Below are 19,495 nucleotides of genomic sequence, written 5' to 3' on the forward strand. Positions count from 1 at the left end.
ATGCCCTCGATGCTTCTGCGGCTTGTCGCGGCCCTGCTGCTGCTGATCCCGACCGGCATCGCATGGGCACAGCAGCCTGTCGCCTGGAAAACCGGACGCGAGGCGCGCGCGATCGAACGCAAGGTCGATGCGCTGATCGCGCGAATGACGCTTGAGGAGAAGGTCGGCCAGCTCCACCTCTCGGGGCGCGGCGAAGGCTTCGACATCAATCAGGTCCGCAGCGGCGACATGGGCGCGGTGATGAACTTCGTCGTGCCGGCCGAGGTTCTGGCGGTGCAGAAGGCCGCGCGCGAGAGCCGGCTGAAAATCCCGCTGATCATCGGGCTCGACGCGGTCCATGGCTTCTCGACCTATTTTCCGCTGCCGCTCGGACAGGCTTCGAGCTGGAACCCGGAATTGATCGAGCAGGCGGCCTACTGGACGGGGCGGGAGGCCTCGGCCGCCGGCATCAACTGGACCTTCGCGCCGATGGTCGACATCTCGCGCGATCCGCGCTGGGGCCGCGCTCTGGAGGGAGCGGGCGAGGACGCCTATCTCGGGGCCGTCGTCGCGGCTGCGCGCACGCGCGGCTACCAGCGCGGCGGGGTGGCGACGACGCCGAAGCACTTCGTCGGCTATGGCGCCGTCGAGGCGGGGCGCGACTACAACGCGACCTGGATTCCGACGAGCCAGCTCTTCGACCTGCATCTGCCGCCGTTCAAGGCCGCTTTCGAGGCCGGAGCCATGACGGCGATGGCGGCTTTCACGGCGCTGAACGGCATGCCGACGACGGCGCATCGCGCCATGCTGACCGACCTGCTGCGCGGTCGCTGGGGTTTCCGCGGCTTCGTCACCTCCGATTTCGGCTCGATCTCCGAGCTCCGACTGCACGGCATCGCGCGCGACGATGCCGAGGCGGCCCGCAAGGCGCTCCTGGCCGGAATCGACATGGACATGATGGGCGACGTCTACCACAAGCACCTCGCCGACGAGGTACGTGCCGGCCGCGTGCCGATGAAGGCGGTGAACGAGGCGGTGCGGCGGGTGCTGCGCGTCAAGTTCCATCTCGGCCTGTTCGAGAGGCCCGATGTCGATCCGGCTGCCGCACCGCGCCAGATGCAGATGCCGGCCGCCCGTGAGGTCGCACTGCAAGCGGCACGCGAAGGCGCGATCCTGCTCAAGAACGCCGACGAGACGCTGCCGGTTCGCGACACGGTGAAGTCGGTCGCGGTTATCGGTGCGATGGCGGTGCCGGAAGACGAGCGGGTCTGGACCGATCCCGCCGGACTGGGCCGGCGGGTCATCACGCCTCTGCCGGACGCACTGCGCGAGCGGTTGCCGAAGGAGGTCTCGGTTACCTATCAGCCTGCCTTCACCAAGAATTGCGGCACGGAATTCGCCGACAAGGAGGCTGCGATCCGCGCCGCCGCCGAAAGCGATCTCGTGCTCGCGATGCTAGGCGAAGATTGCGAATTCATCGGCGAGGCGGCCTCACGCACCAAGCTTGGGCTGCCGGGGGTGCAGCAGGAACTGCTCGAGGCGCTGGTCAAGACCGGCAAGCCGGTGGTTCTGGTGCTGGCGACGGCCCGGCCGCTCATCCTGACCTGGGCGAGCGAGCATGTCGGCGCGATCCTGCAGACCTTCCATGGCGGCACGGAGGGGCGGACCGCGATAGCGGACATCCTGACCGGCCGCTACAATCCGTCGGGGCGGGTGCCGATGAGCTTCCCGCGCTCGGTCGGCCAGATCCCGGTCTATTACGGGCAGCTTCCGACCGGCCGGCCGGAAAAACCGGGCGAGCGCTACGCGTCCATCTACATGGACGAGCGCGCCGAGCCGCTCTACCCCTTCGGCTATGGGCTTTCCTACAGCCACTTCGCCTATGCCAATCCGCGCGTTTCGGCCTCGTCGGTGCGGCTCGGCGGCTCCGTCGAGGTCGCCGTCGACGTCACCAATACGGGCGCGCGCGACGGGCAGGAAGTGGTGCAGCTCTATATCCGCCAGCCCGTCGCGAGCCTTTCGCGGCCGGTGCGCGAGCTGAAAGGCTTCGAGAAGGTCATGATTGCGGCCGGAGAGACGAAAACCGTGCGATTCAAACTGGAGATCTCGAACCTCGGGGCCCATGACGAACAGGGACGTTACGTCGTCGACCCGGGCGAGGTGGAAATTTACCTCGGTGGATCGTCCCGTGCTGCAGCAACGACACAATTCGTCGTGGTCAGGTCTTGAACGATTATTTGATTCGTCTGAATCGTGTTTAATCTCGACAAGTTTCGGTTTTCGGTGAATCCTTCTGTTGCCGGCTTCCGCGACATGGCGCGGAGGGCGGTGGGCGCGGCTTCGAGGGATGTGGCGATGGCGACCGGAACCGTAAAATGGTTCAATACTGAAAAGGGGTATGGCTTCATTCAACCGGAGGAAGGCGGCAAGGACGTGTTCGTCCATATTACTGCCGTGAAGGAAGCCGGTATGATGACGCTGACGGAAGGGCAGAAGGTTTCTTTCGAGCTGAAGACCGAACGCGGCAAGACCGCAGCCGGCGATCTTAAATTGCTCTGAACGTTTCCTGCTGCAGGAAGAACCGCCTGCCGCGCGCGGCCGAGGCCGCGGCGGGCGTTTGCTGACATCGAAGGACCGGATCAACGTTGACGCGCCGTGTTTCCGGTATTGCGGCTTGTCGATCCTTCAGGAGCGCCGCGCGAAAAGGCCGGTCCGGGCCCAGTCTGCGGCGTTCCCGGGTTTTGCGCTCTTGGCGAGCAGCCATTTCGGCTGAGTCACACGCTGTCATATGCTCTGCCTCCCGCCGGCAATCTTGCTGCGATTTGGCTACCGGGCTTGCGGCGCTGCTGCCTCCGTCAACTGCCGTGGGACTGGCAGCGCCGGTTCCGATCACCGGCCGAAGGCCGCCTTCAGCAGGTTGCGGCCTGCGATCAAGGCTGTGAGGCTCATGGCTGCCGCCAGCATCACGTACCAGGCCGGTGCGAGAGCGCTGCCAGTCCGGGCGATCAGCCAGGTCGTGATGAAGGGCGCGAAGCCGCCGAAGACGGTAACCGCGAGATTGTAGGCGATGGACAGGCCGGTCGAGCGCATGGCGGGCGGGTAGAGCTCCGCCATCGCAGCCGGCGCGGGGCCGCTGAAGCCTGCGATCAGGAGGGCAAAGACGATCTGCGCAAGCATGAGGTTGAGCGCTCCGGGTTGGCTCGTCAGCCAATGCAGCAGCGGCCAACTCAGCAGAAGCAGCCCCAGTGCGGATGCCAGCATGATCGGGCGCCTGCCGATCCTGTCCGACCAGGCGCCGAACACCGGGGCCAGCATGACGATCACGACGAGGCCGACGCTGTTGGCGAGAAGGCTCGCGCTTTGCGGCACGCCGAGCTGGCGCACCGCATAGGTCGGCATGGTGACCAGGAAGAAGTACGTGCAGACCGTCCAGGCGATGGTGATGCCAATCCCGGTGATCACCGCGGCGCGGTGTTGCCCGAGCGTGTCGCGCAGCGGTGAGAAGGTGACCTCGGGCCGCGCGGCGCGCTCGCGCAGGATCGCCTTGAAGGCCTCGGTCTCGTCGACGCGGGAGCGGATATAGAGACCGACCGGCGCGATCAGCAGCCCCATCAGGAACGGCACGCGCCAGCCCCAGGCCTCAAGCTCCGCTTGCGGGAGGAGGCCGGTGAGCAGCGCGCCGGTCAAGGAGCCCAGCAGCAGGGCACCGGCCTGGCTCGCCTGCTGCCAGCTCGCATAGAGGCCACGGCGTTCCGGAGGTGCATGCTCGACCAGGAAGGCGGTCGCGCCGCCGATCTCGCCGCCGGCGGAGAAACCCTGGACCAGCCGCGCGAGCACGATGATGGCCGGTGCCCAGGCTCCGGCCATCGCATAGGTCGGCGCGAAGCCAATCATGGCCGTGCCCAGTGCCATCAGCAGGATCGTCAGCGAGAGCGCCGCCTTGCGGCCGCGCCTGTCGGCGAGCGTTCCCAGCACCAGCGCGCCGACCGGGCGCATCACGAAGCCGACGCCAAAGGTGGCGACGGTCAGCAGGAGCGAAACCGTCGCATCGCCTGCCGGAAAGAAAAGTTTGGCGAGCGTGAGCGCGAAGAAGCCGTAGACGGCGAAATCGTACCACTCCAGGGTGTTGCCGACGACCGCGGCGATCACGGCTCGCCGGCTCGAAAACGTGTCAGTTCTGGCGGCTGCGTCTCGTTCGGAAACGGTATGGGTGGCTGCAAACTCTGTCATGGTGATCCCCTCGTTGGAACAGGCCCTGGCGTCGAGGCCACGGGCTTTCAGGCTTCTCGTCGGCTGGCCCAGTCGATAAGGCGGGCGAGAAAGGAGTCGGCTGCATCGAGCTCGGCCCGCGCTATCCATTCGTCGGGCTGATGTGCTTGTTCGATCGAGCCGGGGCCGCACACGACGGCCGGGATGCCGGCCGACTGGAAGAAGCCGGCCTCCGTGCCGAAAGGCATCGGGAAGGGCGGGGCGATTCCCCCCAGTGCTGTCGCGACCGCAAGCGCGGCCCCTTCGTTCTGCGTCGACAGCGGCGGCACGTGGATGTCCCGCGCTATCGACAGGCGGACATCGTCCGGCACCGCACGCATGAGATAGGCGCGGACAAGGGCTTCGACCTCGGCGGCGTCGGTCGCCGTGACCGGCCGGAATTCCCAGACCACCTCGCAGGCGGATGGCACGATGTTGATCGCCGTGCCCCCCTCGATCCGGCCGACATTGATCGTCGTCCCATCGACGCCGACGCCCGTGCGATGCCCGATGGTCCGCAGGAAGCGGATGAAATCGGCTGCGGGATAGATCGCGCTCGCGCCGGCGCCGGGGTCGCTGGAGTGCGCGGCTCGCCCTTCGAAACGCACGCGGAAGCCGAGGAAGCCGCGGTGGCGGTCGCTGATCCGCATGCCGGTCGGCTCGCCGATGATCGCGAGCGCCGGCTTCTCCTCATGGGCCAACAGATCGTCGATGAGGCGCGGAACCCCGAGGCAGCCGACCTCCTCGTCATAGGACAAGGCGATATGGACCGGCCGGGCAAGACCGGACGCCGCCAGACCGCCGGCCGCCGACAGGCAAGCTGCGACGAAGCCTTTCATGTCGGTGGCTCCGCGGCCGTACAACCTGCCGTCGCGCTCGATCAGGCGAAACGGATCGGATGACCAAGCCTGGTCGGCGACCGGAACGACGTCGGTATGCCCGGACAGCACGATACCGCCCGGCACCTGCGGCCCGAAGCTGGCGAGGATGTTCGCCTTGGTGCGGTCGTCGTCATGGCTGAGCCGGATGCGGGCGCCGAGGCCGTCGAAGCGGTCGGCGACGCGGCCGACGAGAGCCAGGTTCGATCGGCTCGACGTGGTGTCGAAGCCGACCAGCTCTTCCAGCAGTGAGACGGTCGCGCTCATCGGCTCAGGCTGCCAAAGCATGCCCGCCACGGGCGCGGGCGAGCCGGGCTCGCGCATGGCGCAGGGCGGCCGTCTGGGTGGGCACGCCGGCAGCCTCCGCGCTCTCGAATATCGCCTGCAGCGTGCGGCCGATACCCTCGACGCCGCGATCGACGAAATCCTGGTCGTAGCCCGTGCGCTCCGAGGCAACGCGGATCATGCCACCGGCATTGATCACGAAATCGGGTGCATAAAGGATGCCGCGGGCGCGCAACTGCTCGCCATGGTCCTCGCGGGCGAGCTGGTTGTTCGCAGCGCCACCGACAATGCCGCAGCTCAGCCGGGCGATGCTCGTATCGTCCAGCACGGCGCCCATCGCGCAAGGGGCGAATATGTCGACCTCAGCCGCATAGATCGCCTCGGGGGCCACGGCGCAGGCCGAGAATGTCGCGACGGCCTTCGCAACGCGGCTCTCGTCGAGGTCGCTGATCGTGAGCGACGCCCCTGCCTCATGCAGCAACTGGCAGAGATGCCAGCCGACATTGCCCAATCCCTGGACTGCGACCGCGCAGCCGGACAGGCGCGTCGCGCCCCAACGGTGCCGCGCGGCCGCGTTCAGGCCGTAGAAGACGCCAAGCGCGGTGGTCGGCGACGGGTCTCCGCTGCCGCCGAGTTCGGTGGGCAGGCCGACGACATGGCCGGTCGTCTTGCGAACCTCGGCGAAATCGGCCACCGAGGTGCCGACATCCTCGGCGGTGATGTAGCGCCCGCCGAGCCGCTCGACCGCCCGGCCCATGGCCTGCAGGAGCTCGGGCGTCTTCTGCCGGCGCGGATCGCCGATGATGACCGCCTTGCCGCCGCCGAGGTCGAGCCCCGCGGCCGCGGCCTTGTAGGTCATTCCGTGCGAGAGCCTCAGCACGTCGCGCAAGGCCGCCTGCTCGTCGGCATAGGGATACATGCGGCAGCCGCCGAGCGCAGGGCCGAGCGAGGTGTCGTGGATTGCGATCAGCGCCTTCAACCCGGTCGCTGCGTCGCAGACGAACGCCACCTGCTCGTGATCGGCGAAGGCTTCATGCGAAAACACGGTCATGGCTTGAGAACTCCGGAGGAACGGGAGACGGAAGGGCGCCCGCTGAAGGCCGCGAGGCCGAAGCCGCAGAGGATCAGCGCCGCACCAGCGAGATGGAACGGGCGCACCGGCTCGCCCAGCAGGAGGAAGGCGAGCACTGCGGTAAAAAGGGCGACGAGATGGAAGGAGGCGCCAGTGACGCTCGGCCCCAGCGTCGCGACGCAGCGGTTCCAGATGACGAAGGCCAGCAGCGAGGCGAAAATGCCGATGTAGAGCACGGCGGCGAGCGGGCCGGACGCGGTGGGGATCGTGGCGCCCCGCGTCAGCTCCCAGACCCAGAACGGCAGCAGCACGAAAAGCCCCGCCACCATCGTCACGGCCAGGAAGACGAGCGGATCAAGATCGGCGGGGCGACGTCGCAACAGCACCGAATAGACGGCGTAGTTGGCGACGGCGACCAGCACCAAGGGCTCGCCGCCGCCGAAGCCCAGACGCGACAGTGTCGACGGCTCGCCGCGCGCGACGATCCAGGCCACGCCCAGGAAGGAGATGGCGATGCCCGCGAGCGTGCGCGCCGAGACGCGCTCGACCCCGAGCAGGAAGGCCGCGAGCGGCACCATCAGGGGCAGCGTCGAGTTGAGGAAGGCGACGCTGGCCGCCGGCGCGCTCTGCAGGGCGACGTAGCCGAGCGCATTATAGCCTGCGATGCCGAAGGCTCCGCAGGCGAGGATGAGCCAGCGGGCGCGAAAGAGCGCCTGGCGCTGCGCACGGATCGTGCCGAGCACGAAGGGCGCAAGGCAGGCCAGGGCGACCAGCCAGCGCCCGACCGCGAGCGAGACCGGCGGGAACGAGCCGGCCAATGCCCGCCCGAGCACCAGGTTCCCGGCCCAGAACAGGGGCGGCAGGGGAAGCAGCAGCAGCGGCTGGTCCCAGAGACGCCGCAGGATCGACATCGCCGGCCTCACAGCGCGCCCGCGAGGCCGATCCGCAGGCGGCGGTTGTGCCGGCCCTTGTTGTCGATCTTCAGGATGCGGATCGGCGGCGAGCCTCCGGTGGAGGCGAGATGGGTGCCGCCGCAGGCCTGACGGTCGAGGCCGACGATCTCGACGATGCGTACCTGCCCGTCCGCAGTCGGCGGCGGAGCGACCGAGCGCGAGCGGATCAGGCCCGGCTCCGCGAAGGCCGCCTGCTCCGGGAGATAGTCCTGCCGGACCGCGAGGTCTTGCCCGATGAGCGCGTTCACCGGCTCCTCGATCGCGCGCAGGCGGTCGTTATCGGCATCCGGCAGGTCGAAGTCGATGCGCGCGGTGCCGTCCTCGTTCATCTGGACGCCGGTGACGAGCGCCCCGTCGAAACCCTGGAAGACGACGGCGTTGACGATGTGCAGATCGGTGTGGAGCGCACGCATGCGCCTGCGGAAGGTCGGGTCGACCCGGGCCTCCACCCGGTCGGCCGGAAGTTCGACGGGCGCGGCCAGCAGATGCCGAAGCCGGCCCGCCTCATTCTCGAAGCCCGCAACCGATATCTCGCCGCCAGCCCATTCCAATGAGCCGCGATCGGGCAATTGCCCGCCGCCACCCGGATAGAAGGGGCTTTCCGCGAGAACGACCCAGCCCGGCCCGGCTTCGACGACCTGCGTCGCGAGCGTCATGACCTCGGGATTGTCGAGGCAGAAATAGCGGGACATTCATCTCATCCTTTCCGCGATGCCGAGAGGGCATCCGCATGGGGACGAGATTGGCGCGCCAGGCCGCGGGGCTATTGGCGGAAATTGAAAAAGCGGATCAGCCGGCGGTCGCGCGCACCCATTGCAGCGGGGTGATGCCGTAGCTGCGCTTGAAATGCCGCGTCAGCGCGCTCTGATCGTAGAAGCCGGCGTCGAGGGCGGCTGCGGCGATGCTTGTGCCGCGGCCGAGGCAGGCGATCGCGGCCTTCAGGCGCAACTGCGTGAGATAGGCGTGCGGCGTCAGGCCTGTGCTGCGTCTGAACAGAGCGATCAATTGGAACGCCGTGAGCCCGACCGCGGCGCCGAGCTCGTCAAGCGTGAGTTCCTCTGCGTGGCGTTCGCGCATGATCTCGCGGACACGGGCAGCCTTGGTGGCATCGCGCCGGGGCAGCATCAGATCCGCCTTGCCGGAGGCATGGCGCCGGATCAGGGTTCCGAAGCTGCGCACCAGCAGCTCGCGCTCCTCGAAAGGGTCGTTTCCGGCGTCGAGGATGCGGTGCAGCTCGAGGAAGGCCTCGATCAGATCGGCATCATGAAAGGTATTTCGGCAGAAATACGCCGTCGTTTCCAAACCGAGCGCGGAATTGAGGGCCTCGATCGCGCACGGGGTCAGATAGAGCCCGCGATAACGCCAGCGTTCGCTCCAACCCATGCGCCCGGAATGCGGCTCGTCGGGGTTGAATACGAGCAGCGTCGAAGTCCTGGCCTCGTCGTTCCGTCCGCGGCTCTTGAATTCGGCGCCGCCGACCTCCGTCATCGCGACGACGAAGGCCTCGTGGCTGTGGGGGGCGTAATCATGGCTCGTGAAGTCGGCGACGAGGCAGCTCAGGCCCGGAACCCGAGGGTCGCGCCAATAGCGGGACGAATTGCGCAGGTCGGTACGGGCCAAGATGCGATCCGGTCGTGGGGCAAGCCGGGATGGTGCAACGATCGTGCCGGGACCGCAACCGTGCGGAGAACCGCGGCGGTCACGGGTGGGGAGGATTCGGAGCGCTCCATGGATCAAGCATATGCTCTGACCCAAGCTCAGGGCTTTCCTGCCGAAGTCTTCCAATGGAGTCGACGATCGTGAACTTTCTCACCGAAGGGCCCGAGCATGGGAGGTGCACTATCCTGTTGGCCCATGGCGCGGGCGCGCCGATGGATTCGCCGTCGATGGAAGCAGCGTCGGCCGCGCTGGCTGCTGAGGGCTTTCGTGTTGTTCGCTTCGAGTTCAGCCATATGGCCAGCCGTCGCAGCGAAGCCGGGCGCAAGCCGCCGCCGCGCGCCGAGAAACTGATACCGGAATATCGCGCGGCACTGGCGGCGCTTGGGCGGACCGGACCTCTGATGATCGGCGGTAAATCGATGGGTGGTCGTGTCGCCAGCATGGTGGCCGATGAGCTGTATGCGGCGGGTGCCATCACCGGCCTATTGTGTCTCGGATATCCTTTCCATCCGCCTGGAAAGCCGGAGCAACTGAGAACGCAGCATCTCGCAGGCATTGCGACACCGGCATTGATCGTGCAGGGCGCGCGCGACGCGTTCGGCAGCCGTGACGAGGTCAGCGGATATCAGCTGTCGCCGAACATTGAGATCGTCTGGCTGGAAGACGGCGATCACGATCTGAAGCCACGCAAGGCCTCCGGATTTTCGGCGAGCGACCACATGGCTGCGATGGCCGCGTCGGTTCGGCGTTGGCTGGAACGATGAGGCCTTCGGGCATGATCCCGGACAGGATCTTCTCGCCCAGATGCCCGGCAGCCGGTTCATCGACCCGGGCCGTCGTCCGCTCTCCGCTCGTGCATCTTGCGGGCATTGGAGGAATTCAAGCCAGCACGCGCTCGCCTTGGCTCGTCATCGACGGTTCGGCGGCCTTGAAGGTATCACTCCGCAGGCAGGCCTTCCGGAGCCCTCGGCAGGGAAGCTCTCTCTCTATTAGCTCGGCCACCGTCAGCCATCGGTGTTGGGGACCACCCTATGCCCTTCGTCGACCCCGACAGCTGTCGCGCTGTGCGCCGGGACGAGCCAGTTCGAGAACGCGTCCAGATAAAGATAGATCACCGGCGTCGTGAACAGGGTCAGCAACTGGCTGACGAAGAGGCCGCCGACCATGGCGTAGCCGAGCGGCTGGCGGATCTCCGAGCCCGTGCCGTGGCCGAGCATCAGCGGCACGCCACCAAGAAGGGCGGCCATGGTCGTCATGAGGATCGGGCGGAAACGGAGCAGGCAGGCGCGGCGGATTGCCTCCAGCGAGGATAAGCCTTGCTCGCGCTCGGCGGCGATCGCGAAGTCGACCATCATGATGCCGTTCTTCTTCACGATGCCGATCAGCAGGATGAGGCCGATCAGCGCGATCAGGCTGAAATCGAAGCCGAAGAGCAGCAAGGTCGCAAGCGCGCCGACACCGGCCGAAGGCAGGGTCGAGAGGATGGTAAGGGGGTGAATGTAGCTCTCGTAGAGGATTCCGAGGATCAGATAAACCACGACCAGCGCCGCAGCGATCAGCATCGGCACCGAGGAGAGCGAGTCCTGGAAGGCCTGCGCCGTGCCCTGGAACGACGTGGTGATCGTCGCAGGCAAATCCATCGCATTTTCCAGGCTGCTGATGGCGGCCGTCGCCTGCCCGAGCGCGATGCCCGGCGCCAGGTTGAAGGAGATGGTCACCGCCGGGAACTGGCCCTGGTGGTTGATTGCCAGCGGCTGCGCCGGGACCGTGCTCCATGTGGCGATGGCTGCGAGCGGTACGTTGGCGCCCGTGGTCGCGGAGCGCAGATAGATCTGATCGAGCGTCGCGATTTTCTGCTGCAGCGCGGGCAGCACCTCGAGAACCACATAGTAGGTCGAAAGCTGCGTCGCGTAGCTGGCGATCTGGCGTTGCCCGAAGGCGTCGTAGAGCGTGGCGTCGATGACGTCCGGAGTCAGTCCATAGCGCGCGGCCTGGTCGCGATCGATCGTCAGGGTCAGGGTGGAGCCCGATGCCTGCTGGTCGGAGGCTATGTCGCGCAGCTCCGGCATCGCCTTCATCCTGGCGAGCAGCTTGGGAGCCCATTCGTCGAGTTGGGCGACGTCGGTCCCCTGAAGGGTGAACTGGAATTGCGTGCGCGAGGGCCGGCCGCCGACGCGCACATCCTGCGCCGCCTGAAGGTAGAGGCTTGCGCCTTCCAGCCGGCCGGTCTGCGCGCGCAGCCGGCGAATCACCTCGTCGGCCGAGTCGGTACGCGCCTCGCGCGGTTTCAGCGTGATGTACATCAGGCCGTCATTGAGGGTGCCTCCGGACCCGCCCATGCGCATCGCCATATGGTCGACAGCGGGGTCCTTGAGCACGATGGCGCCGACTTCCTCCATATGGCCGGCCATGGCCGCGATGGAGGTGTCCTGTGCGGTCTCGATCACACCGGTGATCAGACCTGTATCCTGCTGCGGAAAGAAGCCCTTCGGAATGATGACGAACAGGTAGACGGTCAGCGCGAGCGTCGCGAAGAACACCATCAGCGTGGCAAAGCGGAAGCGCAACGCAACATCGAGGCTGCGCTCGTAAGCGCCGGCAAGCGCCCGGAACATTCTGTCGCTGGCCTGATAGATTCGGCCGTGATGCACTTCGCGGAGCGGCTTCATGAAGCGCGACGCCATCATCGGCGTCAGCGTCAGCGAGATCACCGCGGAAGCCATGATGGCCATCGCCAGCGTGACCGAGAATTCGCGGAAGAGTCGGCCGATGATACCGCCCATCAGCAGCAGCGGGATCAGCACGGCCACCAGGGAGATCGAGATCGACAGGATGGTGAAGCCGATCTCGCTCGCGCCCTTGATGGCGGCGGCCATCGGCTCCTCGCCGTCCTCGATATGGCGCGTGATGTTCTCCAGCATCACGATGGCGTCGTCGACCACGAAGCCGACAGCGATGGTCAGCGCCATCAGCGAGAGGTTGTCGAGGCTGTAGCCGGCGAACCACATCAGGGCGCAGGCGCCGAGCAGCGCGAGCGGCACCGTCAAAGACGGGATGATGGTGGCCCAGAGGCTGCGCAGGAAGACGAAGATCACCAGAACAACCAGGGCGATCGTGACCAGCAGCGTAAACTGGACGTCCTTGACCGCCGCGCGGATCGTCTGCGTGCGGTCGGACAGCACGCCGATCTTGATGCCGGGCGAGATGCCGGCAGTTAGGTGCGGCAGAGCTTCCATGACCTTGTCGACGGTGGCGATGACATTGGCCCCCGGCTGCTTGAAGATCACCAGGAACACGCCCGGCTTGCCGTCGGCCCAGCCGGCTTGCGTATCGTCGAGCGGCGCACTGACCGCCTGGCCGATGTCGCGCACGCGCACGGGGTTGCCGTCGCGATAAGCGATGATCACGTCGTTCCAGTTCTTGGCGTCGGTGAGCTGGTCGTTGGCGTAGATCGTGTAGGCGCGGGCGCTGCCGTTGATGGTGCCTTTCGGGCTATTGACCGTGGTGACGGAGAGCGGTGTGCGTATGTCTTCCAGGGATAGCCCGCGCGCGACCAGCTTCGCCGGTTCAACCTGGATGCGGATCGACGGCGTCCGCTGGCCGCCGACATTGACCTGGCCCACGCCTCCGATCTGGCTGATCGCCTGGGCGAGCTTGGTGAGAGCCTCGTCGGAGACCTGAGTGAGCGGCAAGGTATCGGATGTGGCGCTGAGCAGCAGGATCGGCGAGTCGGCCGGATTGACCTTGCGATAAGTCGGCGGACTCGGCAGGTTTTTGGGCAATTGGCCGGAGGCCGCATTGATGGCGGCGAGCACATCCGCGCCGGCGCCGTCGATATTGCGCGAGAGATCGAACTGGAGAGTGATCTGGGTCGAGTTGGCCTGGCTCGACGAGGTCATCTCCGCGACGCCCGGGATCAGAGCGAACTGGGATTCCAGCGGTTGCGCGACGGTTGCGGCCATGGTTGCGGGATCTGCGCCGGGCAGGTTGGCCGAGACCTGGATCGTCGGGAAATCCACCTCCGGCAATGGCGCGACCGGCAGTTGCGGATAGGCGACGACCCCGACGAGCAAGAGGCCGGCCATCAGCAGCGAAGTGGCGACCGGGAAACGGATGAAGGGCGTGGAGATTCTGCTGGCCATAGCTCAGTCCGCCTTCTTGGCTGAGGCCGGGGATATTTCTGCAGACGCGTTCGAGGCGGTTGGCGCTTGAGTCTCGGGACCCATCGGCCTGGCATCGACCAGGGTGCCTTCCTGCAGGCGGGACTGGCCGGCGACCACGACCCTCTGCCCGACGCCGAGCCCGGACACGACCACCGCACGCTCATCGTCGCTGGCACCCAGTTGGATCGGCCGGGCGCTCACCTTGCCGTCGTCGCCGATGACATAAGCGAACAGGCCGTCGGGGCCGTGCATCACCCCATTCATGGGAATGAGGATGACCCGCTTGAGCGTATCGATCCGCATCCGCGTGTCGACCGAAAGCCCCGGCCAAAGTGCGTTGTCCTGGTTGTCGAAGCGGGCCTTCAGGCCGATCGTGCCGCTGGCGAGATCGACGGTGTTGTTGATGGCGACGAGCTGGCCGCGCGCCAGCGTCCGCCTGCCATCCGAGGAGATCGCGTCGACCGGGACTTGTCCGCCGTCGAAGGCCTTGGCGATCGCCTGGAGACGGTCCTGCGGCGCGGTGAATTCGACCGCGATCGGCTGCAACTGGGCGATGGTGACGATTCCGGTCGAATCGGCGGCATGGACGATGTTGCCGGGATCGATCAGTCGAAACCCGACCCGGCCGGTGATCGGCGAGCTGATCGTCGCATAGTCCAGATTGACCTTGGCGCTATCGATGGCAGCCTGGTCGCCCTGGATTTGCGCCCTGAGCTGTTCGACTTGCGCCTGCTGCGTGTCGAGATTCTCGCGCGACTGGAAGTCCTTTGCGGCGAGTGATTGGTAACGCTCGAGAATGAGCTGGTTATTCTTCAGATTGGCCTGATCCTGGGCCTTCTTGGCGACGGCCTGGTCGAAAGCAGCCTGGTAGGGGCGCCGATCGATTTCGACCAGAGGATCGCCCTCGCGAACGATCTGGCCTTGCCTGAACAGTACCTTGGTGATCGCGCCGTCCACCCGGCTCTTGACCGTCACGGTCTTGAAGGCCGAAACCGTGCCGATGCCGCGGACATAGACAGGATAGTCCGCTTCGCCGACATCGGCGTAGGTGACGGGCACTCGCTGCGCCGCGGCCGTCCCCGTCCCGGCGCCGCCGGTCGAGGCGTGGCCTCTCAATTCGCGCCAGCCCTGATAGCCAAGGATCGCAATCGCCAGCAGGGCGACAAGCAACCACGCACCGCGGGGTCGCTTGCGCCCATTCTTCCAGTTCTCGACCATGCTCGCATCCGCCGAAAGACGAAAGCGTCACCCCCGTGGCGCCGCAGCGATGCCCCTCGCGACTGCGCGGGAACAACGCGGCGGCGGCCGGCGGGTTTCCGGGATTACAGGGCCAATCTGCGCACCAATCCGTGACCGCTCGAGACGGAGATTCCGGCGCAGAGCCGGAAAGCGGCGCGGAGCGCCATAAAATGCTGTAAAGGCAGCGTGAACGTAGCGATTGCAACGCTGCCCAATTCGCCGCCGGCCTTTTGTCCGGCCGAATGCGCTCTCGATCTTGTGACGCCGGCGATGAAGCGGGGCACAGGCAATCCGGTCCTCCGGCGGGGCGATCCAGCGCCGCGGCGGTCGGGGGCCATGCGCAGGTCCCATTGCGGCATCGCACTCTCGGATCGGCCGCAAGCTCTCGTCTGCGCCAAGCGAGCGCTCATGCCCTGTTCTGCGCGGTTTCGATTGAAGCCGGGCGCACGCGCAGCGCGAGCATCTGGAGCCGGTCCGGGCTGGCGCTGGGCCCGACATAGATGTTGAAGGCGCCGGGCTCGAGAAGCGGTTCGAGATCGGGGCCAAGAAAGCAAAGCTGGTCGGTGGAGAGGATGAAGCGCACCGTCTTCGTCTCACCCGGGGCGAGCGCCACCTTCGTGAAATCCTTCAATTCGAGCGAGGGCCGCGTGATCGATGAAACCACGTCGCGAATGAAGAGGAACACCGTGCTCTCGCCGGCCATCGCTCCCGTATTCTTGATGTCGACCAGGATCTCGGTGGTCTCGCCCGGCGCGATCGTCCATTTGGTCGCGCGCGGATTGGTCAGCAGGAAGGTGGTGTAGGAGAGGCCGTGGCCGAACGAGAAGCGGGGCTCGTTCGGCACATCGAGATACTTGCTGGAAAAATGCTCGTTCTCCAGCCTTGGTCGGCCTGTCGGGCGTTCGGCAAAGAAGATCGGAATCTGTCCGACATCGGCCGGCCATGACATCGAGAGCCGACCGTCAGGGTTATGCGAGCCGCTCAAAACGTCCACGATGGCGCCGGCGGCTTCGCAGCCGGGATGCCAGACCGCGAGAATGGCCTTCGCCCGCTCCGCCAGCCAGCTCGGCAGGATCAGCGGTCGACCCGAAAACAGCAGGACGACGACCGGCTTGCCGGTTCCAAGGAGCGCGCGCGCCAGGTCCTGCTGGGGCTCGGGTATTCCGGGGTAGTCCCGACTGCTGGCTTCGCCGGCCATTTCCATGGTTTCGCCGAGGCAAAGGAGGAGAACCTCGCTGCGCCGTGCATCCTGCCGAGCGACTTCCAGACCGGTTGCGCTCAGTCGTTCGACTTCGCTGCCGGCCGCGACCGAGATCGCGGCCTTGGGGAAGGCCGCCTTCACCTGATCGACGAAGGTGGCGATGCGCTGGACGGCATCCGGCCCTGAGGTTCCTCCCGCGAGATCCCCGAACGGGCCGATGATCGCCAGCGACCTGAGGCTTTTCTTGAGCGGCAGCGTGTTCTCCAGGTTAGTCGGGAGAACGATCGACTTGCGCGCGGCTTCCCGCGCCAGCGCGCGTCTGGCGGTTTGGACGCGGACTGCCGCGACTGCCTCGGGCGAGCCACATCGACGATAGGGATTGTCGAACAGGCCAAGGCGCAGCTTGAGCAGCAGCACGCGCCGTACGGATTCGTCGATCGTCGTCATGGTGACGAGGCCGCGATCGAGCGCTTCGGGCAGGCCGTCGAAATACGCGCCCTTGCCCATCATGTCGATGTCGACGCCGGCGTTCAGCGCAAGCGCCGCAGCCTCGGCCAGATCTGCCGCTACACCATGCACCAGCAGCTCGGCAACCGAGCTCCAATCGCTGACCATCACCCCTTCGAAGCCCCAGCGCTCGCGAACCAGCCGCCGCAGGAGCCGCGTGTGGATCGACATCGGTGTCCCGTTGAGGTCGATGAAGGCCGGCATGATGCAGGCGACGCCGGCCTCGACCGCTGCCTTGAAAGGGGGCAGGTAGACTTCGTGCAGCAGCCGTTCCGACATATCGACGGAGGCGTATTCCCGCCCGGCGCGGACAGCTCCATAACCGGCCAGGTGCTTTGCCGTCGCGGCGATCGCCGTCGGCGCGGCAAGGTCGGTCATCTGGTAGCCGCGTACCTTCGCCTGCGCGACCCGCCGGCCGACGAGAGGATCTTCGCCCGGCCCCTCGAGGGTGCGGCCCCAGCGCGGATCGCGGGCGATGTCGATCATAGGTGCGAAAGTCAGGTCGATACCCTCTACGGCGCATTCCTGCGCGGCGACGCGCGCCGTTGCTTCCCAGAGCGCCGGATCGAAGGCGGCCGACTCGCCGAGAGGGATCGGGAAGATCGTCCTCAGCCCGAAGAGAACGTCGAGCGAAAACAAGAGCGGGATCTTGAGGCGCGAGCCTTCGACGGCTTGCCGCTGCGCGTCCCGGATGCGGTCTGGCCCGACGAGGTTCAGAAGGCTGCCGACCTCGCCGTTCTTGATGGCATCGGAGGTGACGGGAGCGGATGCGGGGCCTGTCTGAACCAATTCGCCGCTGAGCATGGTGAGTTGCCCGACCTTCTCCTTCAGCGTCATGGCGCCGATGAGCTTTTCAATATCCGGACGGTCGAAAGGTGCTTTCATCGATCACCTCCGAAGCGCGATCTCACACCGGCGCTCATTGCACCGGTTGGCTGGCGTACTGCTGGCACAGCGCGCCTTCACCGGCAGCTCGGATACGGCAGAGTCCAGAGCCGTTCGCATCCGCCAATCCCAGCGCCCGAAGCCGGTCGCTTCTCCAATCCGGAACGGCCCAAAGGCACTCAACGCTGGATAAAAACCGGGGGAGCGTCAACAACAGATCGCGAGGCTGCTCTGATCCCATCTCTACCGACGCTTCGAGAGGGGGCGGAGCCAAGCGGGCCTTTCCCGACACCGTCGCAGGAGAGTGCCCTGCGCGCGGTGCGTCAGGCTGCTGCTTCGTTGCGACGCCGAATTGGGGCTTGAGATGTTGTCAGGAGCGCCTGAGTTTGTCACCGCGCAATTAAATAATTCAATTACTTAGACGAGACGGGGCATCGTAGTCCGTCACCGTGGAGCGTTGAAACTGTCACCTGCGATCGGTGCCTCAGGCAAATAAAAGGCCCCGGTGAGCGCCGGCGCCGCTGATGAAGCGGAATGTCGGGAAGGTGGGAGGCTGCGGCCGTTGCGGGGCGCTCGCGAAACAAGCCCTTCTGCGACGGGACGCATGCCGCTATCAAATTCCATGCGAAGTGGTGGCAGTCTGTGCAAGCTTCGCCGTCGTACAGGCTTTCGGAGTAGCCCGTGAAAAATCCCTACGAGGTTCTGGGTGTCGCCGCGACGGCCTCCGCCGCCGAGATCCAGAGCGCCTATCGCAAGCTGGCGAAGAAGCTGCACCCGGATCTCAATCCCGGTGACAAGGCGGCCGAGGAGAAGTTCAAGGAGGTTGCGGCCGCCAATGACCTGCTCAGCGACGCCGACAAGCGCAAGCGCTTCGATGCCGGCGAAATCGACGAATCCGGCGCCGAGCGGCCGCAGCACCACTACTACCGGGACTACGCGACCTCGGACCAGGGCGATCGTTATGCGGACGCCGCCGGCTTTTCCGATTTCATGGATCAGGACGACGCCTTCGCCGAGCTCCTGCGCCGCAGCCAGCAGGCGCGGGCGAACCGCCGCGGGCAGGACCTACACTACCATTTGGCGGTCGACCTGGTTGATTCGATCACCGGCGCGACCAAGCGACTGACGCTGCCGGATGGCGGCACGATCGATGTGAAGATCCCGGCCGGCCTGGTCGACGGCCAGACGCTCCGCCTCAAGGGCAAGGGCGCTCCCGGTTCCGGCAAGGGCGGGCCGGGGGATGCCCTGATCGAGGTCGAGGTCAGGCCCGATCGCCGCTTCACCCGCGACGGCGACGACATCACGCTGGAGCTGCCGATCTCGCTGACGGAGGCGGTCCTCGGGAGACAGGTCCGGGTCCCGACGCCGACAGGCGACGTGACGATGTCGGTGCCCAAGGGCTCGAACACTGGCACGAAACTGCGGCTGCGCGGCAGGGGTGTGCCGCGGCGCGAGGGAGGCCAGGGCGACCAGTTCGTCCAGCTCAAGGTGGTTCTGCCGAAATCGCCCGATCCGGAGCTGGAGAGCTTCGTGTCGGGCTGGAAGGATAAGGATTATGATCCGCGTGAGGGCAGGGCGTGATGAGGATGACCAAGCAGGAATTTCTCTCCTCGTCGGGAATCCAGGTCCAGGTGCTGGACCTCTGGCTGGAGCAGCGCTGGCTGATCCCGGAGGAGGCCGAAGCGGGGCTGCTCTTCAGCGAGATCGAGTTGGCGCGCGCGCATCTGATCCGGCAGCTCAAGGACGATCTCGGCGCCAATGACGAGGGCATCGACGTGATCCTGCATCTCGTCGACCAGATTCACGGGCTGCGGCGTGTGCTCGGCGAGCTGCGCGAGGAGATCAAGGGGCGGTGAGGGGCGGGACAGCGCTTGTTGGGGCGCCGGGGAGGTCTGGGATGAACGAAGCTCTGATAGCCCATCAGGAGCGCGGCAGTATCGACGCTCTCGTCCTACGGGCGCTGGTTCGCAAGCTGGTCGCGAAGGGCCTGCTGAGCGAGGACGATGTCCGCGCGCTGCTTTTCGACGTGGCGAAGCGGATGAACGAAGTCGGCAGCGAGCAGACCGATCTGGAGGCCCGGAACATGGTCAACGAGGATCTGGCGCCGGCCTTCCTGGGGCCGTCTTAGGCGCCACGCTCCGCTGGGTTTTCGACGAGGCGATAGCGCTGCCTGATGGCGTGGCTCGGGCGGCTGCCCTCGGATGCGATGAACTGGAAGGGCGGGTATGTCCGTTGATCGAAACCAGGCTGGCATGGAGCCCGCCGCCGATGCCGAATCGGCCCATCGCTGGCTGGCGCGTCACGGTCGACGAGGACGATCTGGAACTGGCCTGAGCGCCCGGCGGTTATCGCTCCGACCCGCTGTGGCGGGCGGGGCCCCGATCGCTCGGCACAGGGCTCGACGATGGACAGGTTTCAACCCAGGA

15 protein-coding genes are annotated in these 19,495 nt (G+C 66.3%); 6 read left to right on the forward strand and 9 right to left on the reverse strand.

The window, feature by feature from the left end; genetic code table 11:
- Positions 1-9 precede the first annotated feature (9 nt).
- Both AB4Z16_RS15185 and AB4Z16_RS15190 read left to right on the forward strand, forming a co-directional pair.
- Entirely contained in the window at positions 10-2,208 is a 2,199-nt protein-coding gene (locus tag AB4Z16_RS15185) for a glycoside hydrolase family 3 N-terminal domain-containing protein (RefSeq protein ID WP_441512185.1), read from the forward strand.
- A gap of 126 nt (positions 2,209-2,334) precedes the next feature.
- Positions 2,335-2,538 (forward strand): cold-shock protein, encoded by a 204-nt coding sequence (locus AB4Z16_RS15190; protein WP_441470030.1) that lies wholly within the window; start codon positions 2,335-2,337, stop codon positions 2,536-2,538.
- A gap of 330 nt (positions 2,539-2,868) precedes the next feature.
- Here the strand turns inward: AB4Z16_RS15190 and AB4Z16_RS15195 are convergent, their stop codons facing one another.
- The 6 genes from AB4Z16_RS15195 to AB4Z16_RS15220 form a co-directional block, all read right to left on the reverse strand.
- Positions 2,869-4,209, reverse strand: coding sequence for an MFS transporter (locus AB4Z16_RS15195; RefSeq protein WP_441512186.1), 1,341 nt, complete (start codon positions 4,207-4,209; stop codon positions 2,869-2,871).
- 47 nt (positions 4,210-4,256) lie between these two features.
- Positions 4,257-5,372, reverse strand: a complete 1,116-nt coding sequence (argE, locus tag AB4Z16_RS15200) for an acetylornithine deacetylase (protein ID WP_441512187.1) — start codon at positions 5,370-5,372, stop codon at positions 4,257-4,259.
- A 4-nt stretch (positions 5,373-5,376) separates the two neighbouring features.
- Positions 5,377-6,441: a Glu/Leu/Phe/Val family dehydrogenase gene (locus AB4Z16_RS15205; protein WP_441512188.1), complete on the reverse strand. Its 1,065-nt coding sequence runs from the start codon at positions 6,439-6,441 to the stop codon at positions 5,377-5,379.
- A complete protein-coding gene (locus tag AB4Z16_RS15210) occupies positions 6,438-7,373 on the reverse strand; it encodes a DMT family transporter (RefSeq protein ID WP_441512189.1) in 936 nt (311 codons plus the stop codon). The genes AB4Z16_RS15205 and AB4Z16_RS15210 overlap by 4 nt, the downstream gene beginning before the upstream one ends.
- An 8-nt stretch (positions 7,374-7,381) precedes the next feature.
- Entirely contained in the window at positions 7,382-8,107 is a 726-nt protein-coding gene (locus tag AB4Z16_RS15215) for an alanyl-tRNA editing protein (protein WP_441512190.1), read from the reverse strand.
- A 97-nt stretch (positions 8,108-8,204) separates the two neighbouring features.
- Complete coding sequence (locus tag AB4Z16_RS15220; RefSeq protein WP_441512191.1) at positions 8,205-9,035, reverse strand: AraC family transcriptional regulator; 831 nt, start codon at positions 9,033-9,035, stop codon at positions 8,205-8,207.
- A gap of 164 nt (positions 9,036-9,199) precedes the next feature.
- On the opposite strand from AB4Z16_RS15220, the gene AB4Z16_RS15225 reads away from it, so the two are divergent.
- Positions 9,200-9,838, forward strand: coding sequence for an alpha/beta hydrolase family protein (locus tag AB4Z16_RS15225; RefSeq protein WP_441512192.1), 639 nt, complete (start codon positions 9,200-9,202; stop codon positions 9,836-9,838).
- Positions 9,839-10,078: 240 nt separating this feature from the next.
- Here the strand turns inward: AB4Z16_RS15225 and AB4Z16_RS15230 are convergent, their stop codons facing one another.
- From AB4Z16_RS15230 to AB4Z16_RS15240, 3 genes are all read right to left on the reverse strand, one after another.
- Complete coding sequence (locus tag AB4Z16_RS15230) at positions 10,079-13,216, reverse strand: efflux RND transporter permease subunit (RefSeq protein WP_441512193.1); 3,138 nt, start codon at positions 13,214-13,216, stop codon at positions 10,079-10,081.
- Between the two features lie 3 nt (positions 13,217-13,219).
- Positions 13,220-14,455 (reverse strand): efflux RND transporter periplasmic adaptor subunit, encoded by a 1,236-nt coding sequence (locus tag AB4Z16_RS15235; protein ID WP_441512194.1) that lies wholly within the window; start codon positions 14,453-14,455, stop codon positions 13,220-13,222.
- Positions 14,456-14,882: 427 nt separating this feature from the next.
- On the reverse strand, positions 14,883-17,069 hold the full coding sequence (locus tag AB4Z16_RS15240) for a glycoside hydrolase family 3 N-terminal domain-containing protein (RefSeq protein WP_441512195.1): 2,187 nt from the start codon (positions 17,067-17,069) through the stop codon (positions 14,883-14,885).
- A 681-nt stretch (positions 17,070-17,750) separates the two neighbouring features.
- On the opposite strand from AB4Z16_RS15240, the gene AB4Z16_RS15245 reads away from it, so the two are divergent.
- From AB4Z16_RS15245 to AB4Z16_RS15255, 3 genes are read left to right on the forward strand one after another with little or no spacing between them, the layout of a single operon-like run.
- Positions 17,751-18,650 carry a DnaJ C-terminal domain-containing protein gene (locus AB4Z16_RS15245; protein WP_441512196.1) on the forward strand — a complete coding sequence of 300 codons (900 nt, stop codon included), beginning with the start codon at positions 17,751-17,753 and terminating at the stop codon, positions 18,648-18,650.
- A gap of 5 nt (positions 18,651-18,655) precedes the next feature.
- Positions 18,656-18,925: a chaperone modulator CbpM gene (locus AB4Z16_RS15250; RefSeq protein ID WP_441512197.1), complete on the forward strand. Its 270-nt coding sequence runs from the start codon at positions 18,656-18,658 to the stop codon at positions 18,923-18,925.
- Positions 18,926-18,966: 41 nt separating this feature from the next.
- A complete protein-coding gene (locus AB4Z16_RS15255) occupies positions 18,967-19,197 on the forward strand; it encodes a hypothetical protein (RefSeq protein ID WP_441512198.1) in 231 nt (76 codons plus the stop codon).
- Positions 19,198-19,495: the final 298 nt, after the last annotated feature.

Source organism: Allobosea sp. TAF32, from assembly GCF_052113585.1.
In the GTDB taxonomy this organism is placed as follows: domain Bacteria; phylum Pseudomonadota; class Alphaproteobacteria; order Rhizobiales; family Beijerinckiaceae; genus Allobosea.